General features: G+C 27.0%; 11 protein-coding genes, 3 tRNA genes and 1 rRNA gene. 13 read left to right on the top strand and 2 right to left on the bottom strand.

What is annotated here, in order from left to right; translation table 11 throughout:
• The first annotated feature begins 142 nt into the window (after positions 1–142).
• The 11 genes from rrf (at position 143) to ABDZ60_RS01810 (ending at position 7,556) form a co-directional block, all read left to right on the top strand.
• Positions 143–259: ribosomal RNA gene (rrf, locus tag ABDZ60_RS01855) — 5S ribosomal RNA — on the top strand.
• Between the two features lie 5 nt (positions 260–264).
• Positions 265–341: transfer RNA gene (locus ABDZ60_RS01850), tRNA-Ile, on the top strand.
• 5 nt (positions 342–346) lie between these two features.
• Positions 347–422: transfer RNA gene (locus ABDZ60_RS01845), tRNA-Ala, on the top strand.
• Positions 423–651: 229 nt separating this feature from the next.
• On the top strand, positions 652–807 hold the full coding sequence (locus ABDZ60_RS01840) for a hypothetical protein (RefSeq protein ID WP_172654992.1): 156 nt from the start codon (positions 652–654) through the stop codon (positions 805–807).
• A gap of 158 nt (positions 808–965) precedes the next feature.
• The gene (locus ABDZ60_RS01835) at positions 966–1,409 is read left to right on the top strand and encodes a hypothetical protein (protein WP_016209166.1); all 444 of its coding nucleotides are present in this window, start codon (positions 966–968) and stop codon (positions 1,407–1,409) included.
• A 99-nt stretch (positions 1,410–1,508) separates the two neighbouring features.
• Positions 1,509–1,943 (top strand): VanZ family protein, encoded by a 435-nt coding sequence (locus ABDZ60_RS01830; RefSeq protein ID WP_343775398.1) that lies wholly within the window; start codon positions 1,509–1,511, stop codon positions 1,941–1,943.
• 6 nt (positions 1,944–1,949) lie between these two features.
• Positions 1,950–2,204 (top strand): GtrA family protein, encoded by a 255-nt coding sequence (locus ABDZ60_RS18645; protein ID WP_084820700.1) that lies wholly within the window; start codon positions 1,950–1,952, stop codon positions 2,202–2,204.
• Positions 2,205–2,598: 394 nt separating this feature from the next.
• A complete protein-coding gene (gene fusA / locus ABDZ60_RS01825) occupies positions 2,599–4,674 on the top strand; it encodes an elongation factor G (protein ID WP_046999878.1) in 2,076 nt (691 codons plus the stop codon).
• A gap of 108 nt (positions 4,675–4,782) precedes the next feature.
• Positions 4,783–5,019, top strand: coding sequence for a hypothetical protein (locus ABDZ60_RS01820; RefSeq protein ID WP_016209162.1), 237 nt, complete (start codon positions 4,783–4,785; stop codon positions 5,017–5,019).
• 97 nt (positions 5,020–5,116) lie between these two features.
• Entirely contained in the window at positions 5,117–6,358 is a 1,242-nt protein-coding gene (locus tag ABDZ60_RS01815; RefSeq protein ID WP_016209161.1) for a competence/damage-inducible protein A, read from the top strand.
• A gap of 265 nt (positions 6,359–6,623) precedes the next feature.
• Positions 6,624–7,556, top strand: a complete 933-nt coding sequence (locus tag ABDZ60_RS01810) for a CPBP family intramembrane glutamic endopeptidase (RefSeq protein ID WP_343775391.1) — start codon at positions 6,624–6,626, stop codon at positions 7,554–7,556.
• 74 nt (positions 7,557–7,630) lie between these two features.
• Here ABDZ60_RS01810 and ABDZ60_RS01805 read toward each other — a convergent pair whose 3' ends face one another.
• Entirely contained in the window at positions 7,631–8,065 is a 435-nt protein-coding gene (locus tag ABDZ60_RS01805) for a hypothetical protein (protein ID WP_016209159.1), read from the bottom strand.
• A gap of 153 nt (positions 8,066–8,218) precedes the next feature.
• Here ABDZ60_RS01805 and ABDZ60_RS01800 point away from each other — a divergent pair.
• Positions 8,219–8,294 (top strand) — tRNA-Phe (locus ABDZ60_RS01800).
• A 359-nt stretch (positions 8,295–8,653) separates the two neighbouring features.
• Complete coding sequence (locus tag ABDZ60_RS01795; protein WP_242835170.1) at positions 8,654–8,857, top strand: hypothetical protein; 204 nt, start codon at positions 8,654–8,656, stop codon at positions 8,855–8,857.
• 30 nt (positions 8,858–8,887) lie between these two features.
• On the opposite strand, the gene ABDZ60_RS01790 is transcribed toward ABDZ60_RS01795, so the two are convergent.
• Positions 8,888–9,565: a uracil-DNA glycosylase gene (locus tag ABDZ60_RS01790; RefSeq protein ID WP_016209157.1), complete on the bottom strand. Its 678-nt coding sequence runs from the start codon at positions 9,563–9,565 to the stop codon at positions 8,888–8,890.
• Positions 9,566–9,965: the final 400 nt, after the last annotated feature.

Raw genomic sequence — 9,965 nt, 5'->3', positions numbered from 1 at the left:
TAGCTGACTGATACTAATAGGTCGAGGGCTTGACCAATAAAATAAAGATATGGCTTAAATTTATATTCGTGTGCAATTTTCAGAGAACACTCTGAAAAATATATTGACAAAGCATTATAGTTACAATATAATGTTAATGTAATCTGGTGATGATGGCGTAGAGGAAACACTCCTTTCCATTCCGAACAGGAAAGTTAAGCTCTACAGCGTCGATGGTACTGCATGGGAGACTGTGTGGGAGAGTAGAACGTTGCCAGGTGATATGGATCTTTAGCTCAGTTGGTTAGAGCAACCGGCTCATAACCGGTCGGCCCGGGGTTCGAGTCCCTGAAGGTCCACCATATTTGGGGGTATAGCTCAGTTGGGAGAGCACTTGCCTTGCACGCAAGGGGTCAAGGGTTCGAATCCCTTTACCTCCACCAAAGAAGTTATGTTATCATAGCTTCTTTTTTTTATTAAAATTTTAGGTTATTAGTCATATTATACAATTTTAAATAATAGTATGACTATGTATATATGTACCAAATGTCGAAAAAGTTTTAAAATTTTCTAAAATTTTAATTAGGAATAAGCTGAAAAATAATATATAATTAATATATGATATCAAATGTAAAAGTTTTAAGGTCTTATCCTTAGATGGGGAGTGTTGTTATGGGTAAGAAGGATGATCTAGAGCAAAGATTAATAAAATTGAAGTTAGAGAAAAGAGAGCTTGTATTAGCAGGTAAAAATACAGGCAAGATAGACGAGCTTATAAAAGAAGTAGAAGCAGCATTAAAAGAATTAAATGAATTTTGTAATAGTTAAAATATTTAATGGATCTAAATTATTAAATTTAGATCCATTTTACTTTTTAAGATATATGTATATAAAATTAATGTAAATAATAAGAATAAAGTAATATATTTAGGCATATTAAATTTGTAGAGAGATAATCTCTCTAAATAAGGAGGGTGGATTAGGAAATGATAAGAACTTTTGTATGTGAAAAAGAAGGATGTAGCGGAAATAGATTTTTTCTTGAAAGTGAAGAAGATAAATTACATTTAATTTGTGCTTATTGTAAATCTAAATATGATATTGATGTATCTACTCAAGACTTTACGATGTTGCCTAATTGTTCAAATTGTAATAATGATACATTTAAAATATTTAGAGATATAGAGAATAAAAGTATCTATGCTAAATGCTCCAAATGCGGATCTGTTCCGGAAAGAATTTATATAGACTCAGATGGAGTTCAGGTTTCATATGAAGCTAAGTTATTAAATGATATAAAACAAATAATGAATTTAGTGGAACAAAGAATATATAATTTAGAGGTAAATGTTAAAGACCTAGAAAGAGGACAGAGTATGCTAGAACAATCATTAGCATATATTAACAGATATTTGGTTGAAAAGGATTGATATTAAAACTTTATTATACAGTTATCAATATGATATGCAAAAGATTATTAACTTAATGTATAATAGTTATATATAATCATTATACATAAGGAGATGTTTATGAGTAAAAACAAAAAGATAATGTCATGGATAATGCTATTAATATGGATGAGCATAATATTTTACATGTCACATCAGCCAGGAGATATTTCTAGTGGTCAAAGTGATTTGGTTGTAAAAGCACTTAATTTTATAGGAATAGAATTAAATGAATATTTTGGTGAGCTTACTACCCTTATAGTTAGAAAAGTCGCTCACTTTTCTGAATATCTAATACTATTTTTATTAGCTTGTAATGTTAGCAAATTCTATATTAAAAATAAGAAGAATATGATATATTCAATTGTATTTGTGTTTTTATATGCATGTACTGATGAAATACATCAATATTTCATTCCTGGAAGGAGTATGTCATTTAAAGATGTATTAATAGACACATCTGGAGCCATTATTGGATATTTAGTAATAAAAGCAATTAAGATTAAAAAAGATTGAGTTAGGATATTCAGCAATGGATGTCCTTTTTTGTTTGAAATGATTAATAGTTACTTGTGGAATAATATATGGGTTTTTAAAGCAAAAAGTAAAGAAATTATAACAACTTTTAAATTTATAGTTATAAATTTAGTTACTCTTTTTATAAATAATATACTTCGATTAATATTAGTAGATAATTTAAATTTCAATGCCTCTCTTTCTCAAATAGTATCCATAATATTTACTATGAGTATAAACTTTCTAGGAAATAAATTATGAACATTTAAAAAGGAAAATATTTAAATAAATATTTATTTAAATATGATTATATACAAATAGATATGTTAAAAATTAAGATGACAGTAGTGTAGCTATAATATCTAGATAGATACGCTTTTTGTACTTATTTTTATAATTACTGAATAAAGATAAATATAAGATAGAACAAGGATTAATAATCTGAATATTCTGGAAAATAAAAAAAGTTTATGTTATTCTATAATTAATAAAATAGATTAAAACCTGCACTTAAGATGGATTTATTAAAAATATAACCACAGATTTAAAATTTATAAACATAAGAATTTTCCAATAATGCTAATTGAAAAAATTATTTAGATTTTAAATGAAAGGTAGGTGAATCATAATATTTAATCAAATATTATGAAGTAGTATGAAAAATTACACAATAAAAAATTTAAGAAATATTGGTCTCATTGGCCATGGAGCATCAGGAAAAACTTCACTGGTAGAAGCATTACTATTTAATACAGGAAATACTGATAGGTTAGGGAAAATAGAAGATGGAACAACAGTAACAGATTTCGATCAGGAAGAAAAAAAGAGAGGGATTTCTCTTTCAGTTTCTATAGCTCCAATAGAAGTAAATGAAACAAAAATAAATTTAGTAGATATACCTGGTTATTTTGACTTTTATGGAGAGCTAATACAAGGTATGAGAGCTGTAGATGTAGCAACTATAGTTGTATGTGGAGTATCAGGGGTTCAGGTTGGAACTGAAAAGGCATGGGATTATTGTAATAAGATAAAGTTACCAAGAACATTTTTCATAAATAAATTGGATAGAGAAAACTCAGATTTTGATAAAACATTAGCTCAGTTAAAAAAGAAGTTTGGAATAAGTGTTGTTCCAATTCAATATCCATTAGGATCGGAAGATAATTTTAGAGGCGTGATTAATGTTATATCAAGAAGAGTTAGAATTCATGATGCAAAAACCAATAAAATTCAAGAAATGGAAGTTCCAGAAGAGCTTATAGAAAAAATAGATGAATGTAAGAGAATGATTATGGAAGCAGTAGCAGAGACTAATGAAGAGCTACTAGATAAATATTTCAGTGAAGGGGAACTAAGTGATGAAGAGATTTATAATGGGCTTATAGAAGGCTGCGCTAATGGAGAAATAGCACCAGTTATGTGTGGAAGTGCTTCAAAGGTTATAGGAATGAAATGTTTTTTAGAGGATGTAGTAGAATGTTTTCCATCACCTAAATATTCAATTCCCCAAAAAGCAGTATCAATGCAAAATGGTGAAGAGGTTTTCATAAAATTAGATGAAGATAAGCCATTTTCTGCATTAGTATTCAAAACTATAGCGGATCCATTTGTTGGTAAAATATCTTTATTTAGAGTTATAACAGGAAAATTATCTAATGAAATTAATGTTATAAATAGCAATAAAGATAAACCAGAAAAGTTGGCAAATATATTCTTCATGAAGGGAAAAAACCAAATATCGACAAGAGAAGTTGTAGCAGGAGATATAGCTGCTGTTGCTAAGTTACAGTACACGGAAACAGGAGATACTTTATGTGATATAAACAATAAAATTATATATGATAAAATGAATTTCTCCAAACCATCTATGTCAATGGCAGTACTACCAAAATCCAAAGGTGATGAAGATAAAATATCTAGTTCACTTCAAAGATTATTAGAAGAAGACCCTACATTTACAATTTCAAGAGATACAGAAAATGCAGAAACGATAATATCTGGTATTGGAGAAACTCATTTGGATGTCATAGCAAGTAAATTGAAAAATAAGTTTGGAGCTGAAGTGGTTTTAAGGCTTCCTAAGATACCATATAGAGAAACTATAAAGGGAATTGCAGATGTTCAAGGTAAACATAAAAAGCAATCTGGAGGACATGGACAATATGGAGATGTAAAAATAAAATTTGAACCAAGAAAAGACGGAGGAAGTGAATTAGAATTTGTAGATAACGTAGTAGGTGGAGTTGTTCCAAGAAACTTTATACCAGCAGTAGAAAAAGGTCTTAGAGAATGTATAGAAAAAGGGGTTTTAGCAGGATATCCTGTTGTTGGATTAAAAGCAACATTACATGATGGTTCATACCATCCAGTAGATTCATCTGAAATGGCTTTTAAAATGGCAACATCTATTGCATATAAAAAGGGATTAGAACAAGCAAAGTCAATTTTATTAGAACCGATTATGCATGTTGAAATATTCGTACCAGATGAATATATGGGAGATATAATAGGAGATGTTAATAAAAGAAGAGGTAGAGTTTTGGGCATGGAACCAGATGGGAACTTACAAAAAATCATTTCAGAAATACCTTTGTCAGAAATGTTTAAGTATCCTACTGATTTGCGTTCAATGACTCAAGCAAGAGGAAGCTTTACTAGTGAGCTTGAAAGATATGAAGAGGTTCCAGAATTAGAGGCTAAAAAAATAATAGAAGAAGTTAGAAAAAATTAACTATAGGCATAGTGAATAAATAAAGAATTATTAAGAAAAAATAATATAAAATAGATAGAAATGTTACGGAGCAAATCCTATACAAAAGATAAATATAGGAGGTACACTATGCCAGATTATAAAATGGATATAAATGGAGGGTTAGGACTTAGTGAATATAGTAATATATTTGACTACATGGGAGTTGTAGATAAAAATGATAATTTTACAATAACACTAGATAGCGTTGATAAAAACAATATAAAAATTATAACCTCTATGCTTAAGGATAGTAATTTTTCTATTTTAGAAGAAGGTATAAATCAAAGAGGTGAATATTATATTAACGCTAACAAATATAAGTAAATATAAGGCTATTAATCTATGGATTAGTAGCCTTTAATAATTTATGGTAAAATATTTATATGAAATTAAGTATTGAATAGGAGGATAAAGTGAGGAAATGAAAGCAGAAATAATAGCTATAGGTACAGAAATATTATTAGGAGATATAGTTAATACAAATACACAATTTTTGGCTAAAGAATTAGCAACTTTAGGGATAGATGTATATCATCAAAGTACAGTTGGTGATAATGAAGATAGAATTCTTAATTCATTTAGAGAGGCTTTTGATAGATGTGATTTAGTTATTACTACAGGTGGGCTAGGACCAACTCAAGATGATTTAACAAAAGAGTTGGGAGCTAAATTTTTTAATAAGAAATTAATACTTCATGAACCATCTTTAGAATGGATAAAAGCATATTTAGATATGAAAGATGAAGCTGTAGTAGAAGCTAATAAAAAGCAAGCATATTTTCCAGAAGGATCTATAATCTTACCTAATCCTAATGGTACAGCTCCAGGATCTATTATATCAGTAAATGATAAGATTCTAATAATACTACCTGGACCACCAAGAGAAATGGAACCTATGTTTAATAATCATGTAGTAAAATATTTAGAAAATATAACTGGTGAAGTTATAAAATCTAAAACTCTAAGATTATTTGGAATAGGTGAAAGCTTAATGGCTCAGAGATTGAGTAATTTAATAGAAAATAGTACAAATCCCACAGTGGCTCCTTATGCTAAAGATGTTGATGTTACCTTAAGAATAACAGCAAAAGGAAGTAGTGAAGATGAATGCAATAATTTAATAAATCCCATATGTACTGAAATAAAAGAAAATCTATGTGAATATATATATGGAGAAGATGATGAATCATTAGAATTTGTTGTTTCTAAAATGTTATGTGATAGAAAATTAAGTATTTCTACTATTGAGTCATGTACAGGTGGAATGGTGGCAGCAAGTTTAATATCATATCCAGGAATATCAGATGTATTTAAAGAAGGAGCAATAACTTATTCAAATGAATCAAAGATTAAAAGAGCAGGAGTTAAAAAAGAAACATTGGATAAGTATGGTGCGGTGAGTGATGAAGTTGCAAGAGAAATGGCAGAAGGTATTGCTAAAGCAACCAACACTGATATAGCAATATCAACTACAGGCATAGCAGGTCCAGGTGGTGGAACAAATGAAAAGCCTATTGGATTAGTTTATATAGGAATATTTATAAAAGGTAATATTATAGTAAAGAAATTTAATTTTACAGGAAATAGAGAGCGTATAAGAAAAAAAACTACAATGAATGCATTAAATATTTTAAGAAAAGAAATTTTAAAATTAACTAAATAAGGGGAATAAAATAATCCCCTTAGATACATTTAAGTAAGAAAGGAGATTATTTTTGTATATAAATAAAATGGGGGAGAGGCGATTAACTGTGGAAGCCTTCTCGCTTCATTATAATTATGTCCCTTAAGATATAAACTTATACATTAATATTTATAATAAACGTAAATAATAAGATATATATAATTTATCATAAAGATTTAATATGACAGTATACTTATATATCTTAAATAATTACTAATTAAATACTATAAACAAGGAGATAAATATGAAAAAAATTTTTAAGGTAAATTTATATTTTTTAGTCATACTAATAATAGAAATATTGGCTCCACTACTTTTAAGGCCTTTTTATATTAAAATTGGATTATTAGATACAAGGCTAATACTTCTTTTTAATCATATAATACTATTCTTATTACCGGCAATAATATATTTATTATTAACAAAATCATCATTTAAAGAGACTTTAAAGCTTAATAAGTTAGAGCTGAAAAATATTTTATTAATTATATTATTAGCATTCATAGTTCAACCTATAATGACGTTTTTTTCGCTAATTTCTACGTTTTTCTTTAATAACGAAATTGGCGCATTCATTACAGAAATAACATCAACACCATATATATTATTATTGGCACTTGTTGCACTTTTACCTGCGATAACTGAAGAAATTACAATAAGAGGAATAGTGCTTTCTGGATATGATGATAAGAACAAGTATGTTGCAGCAATAATAACAGGTTTATTTTTTGGAATTTTACACTTAGATCCACAACAGTTTTTATATGCTACAGTATTAGGATTTATAATGGCATTAGCTGTAAGAATAACTAACAGTATATTTGCATCTATGATAATACATTTCATAGTCAACGGTACATCAGTAACTATGACAAAGATAGCTAATTATGTTACAAAGGCATTATCAGTTAGTAATGAAACTACAGAACTTACATTAAAAAATATTTCATACTCAGAAAAAATAACATTGATAATAATATATGGATCTATAGCTATAATTTTTGCAGCTATTTCATTCGCAATAATATATGCATTGGAAAAGATAAATAGCAAGAAAAAAGTGGAAGATGTGGGGATTTCTACAGTAGCATGTAACAATAAGAATGAAAGAATAATAAATATCCCATTTATTCTTTCAATAATATTATATATAGTTATTATGATTAGAACTGTCTAAGATATAATAAAAATGAATCTATAAAAATATATACTTTTTTACGAATTTATATTTTATAGATTCATTTTATACATTTAGTTAGATTTAATTAAAGAAGAGGACTCACTATAGAATATAGAAATATCTTTGGAATTAATCCATCCTCTACAATTTATACAATTGTCTATTGGTAAGTTTACATAATACCAAGTTTGGTTATTTATTTCAGCTGAATCTAATATTATAACTTCCATACGAATATTAGTTTTTCTAAGTATTTGAGACGAATCTAAAGGTGCTATATACAACTTAGAATCAGTAGCGATTATTCCACTTTTATAAGAGGGATTAATAAACCTTATGGATAAATTAGTCTCAGGTCTTTTAAAAGTATCATATTTATTTCTTATAATGTTATATTGATTTGAAGTTATCATTAATTGTTTTTTTATTAAAGCTAGTTTTCTATCATAATAAAGATAAGTAGCTACTAATAATATTATAAGTAAGATAAATAATATATATTTCATGGTACACTCCTAGTAATACTATAATTTATTATATTTATACAAATTTATAAAAATAACTTAAATCATTAAATATATTAGTTATAAAATTTATAAAATAAAATTACTAAAAACGTTGACATATTATAAAAAATTTTATAAAATATAAATCGTTAAGGCTCGATAGCTCAGTCGGTAGAGCAGAGGACTGAAAATCCTCGTGTCCCTGGTTCGATTCCTGGTCGAGCCACCAGGAAAACTAACTAATTTTACTTAGTTAGTTTTTTTTATGTAAAAATATGTTCATATAAAATTAACTATCATTTCTAAATAAATTAAAATACAAAAAGTAAAAAAATGATTTTAAAAACGAAATAAAAAAGTATATGATACCTCTTTACAAGTTAATCATAATGATGTAAAATATTACTATAATTAATTTTACTTTAAGTTTTAGTTAAGAAATATTTAAGAAGTAAGCATTAAAATAGAAATAACAGATATTTTAAATGTATTATTCAACTTAAATAAGTTTATTAAGTATTTTACTTTAAATTAGAAGACTATTAATTACAATATTAATATTTAAAACAAGAAATTCAATTAAGAGAGGTGTTTAGTTTGGAAAAGTTAATTTTATCTGATGAAGATTATGATTATTTAGCAAAGGGTATAGCAATAGGTGCTGGGATAGGTATATTCCTAGGAATTTTTATAGACAATATAATATTAACATTTTCGGCAGGCACTGTAATAGGAATAATATTTTCAATAGGATATTCATTTTATAAAAAAAACAAAAATAAAAATAAGTAAAAAAGGCATAAAATATTATGCCTTTTTTATTTAAATATTTTCTATTTGCCAATTTATAGGTGAGATGTTAATTGACTTTAAAAATTCATTTGTTTTAGAAAATGGTTTACTTCCCAAAAAACCTCTAAAGGCAGATAATGGACTAGGGTGGGGAGAAGTAATTATAAAATGATGTCTGTTTGTTATAAGATTCTTTTTAATTATTGCAGGGTTTCCCCATAAAATAAACACTATAGGCTCTTTTCTTTCATTAAGTAATGATATAATCTTATCAGTTAGTATTTCCCATCCAATATTCTTATGAGAATTAGCCTCATGAGCCCTAACTGTTAAAACCGTGTTTAATAGTAAAACTCCTTGATCAGCCCAATTTTTTAAAAATCCATTATTAGGTATGTAACAACCTAAATCATCGTTAAGTTCTTTGTAGATATTCATTAATGACGGTGGAATTTTAACTCCCTTATTAACAGAAAAAGATAAACCGTGTGCTTGGTTTGGACCATGATACGGATCTTGACCTAGAATAACAACTTTAACATCTTTAAAAGCTGTAAAATTTAATGCGTTAAAAATATTATGCATATCAGGATAGATAGTTTTTGTTTTATATTCTGATACTAAAAATTTTCTGAGGTTTTGATAATAGTCTTTATCAAACTCATCTTGTAATAATTCTTGCCAATCATTATTTAATATTTTTTTCAAAAAAATCACCTCCATATAAATAATTATATATATTATTACGTATTAAACAAAGAAAAATACTATATGTTATGAGAATCTTCGACAAAAACGCTACCTAGAATATCTTTATAAGTAATTTGTAATAAATAAAAGGATAATAAAGAAAATAAGGTATAAGTATGAATAAAATAGGTAAATATAGAAATACTAAACAAAAATAACGTGATACTATGTAACTCGTCACTTATGAAATAGATAAGTTAAACAGTTGATTAAAAAAAGTTAAAAAGATTGTTGACAAGGAAATATATAAGTGATAAGATAATGAAGTCGCTTAAGGGCGATGAAGAAAATGGTCTTTGAAAATTGAACAGAAAATAAGTTAAGTAAAATAAACCAGCAATTCTTTTAGAAGTCTTAA

Origin of the sequence: Clostridium sartagoforme (genome assembly GCF_039521405.1) — a bacterium.
Classification (GTDB): Bacteria; Bacillota; Clostridia; order Clostridiales; family Clostridiaceae; genus Clostridium; species Clostridium sartagoforme.
Note: the sequence above shows the minus strand (reverse complement) of the source record. Positions and strands in the feature narration are given on the sequence as shown.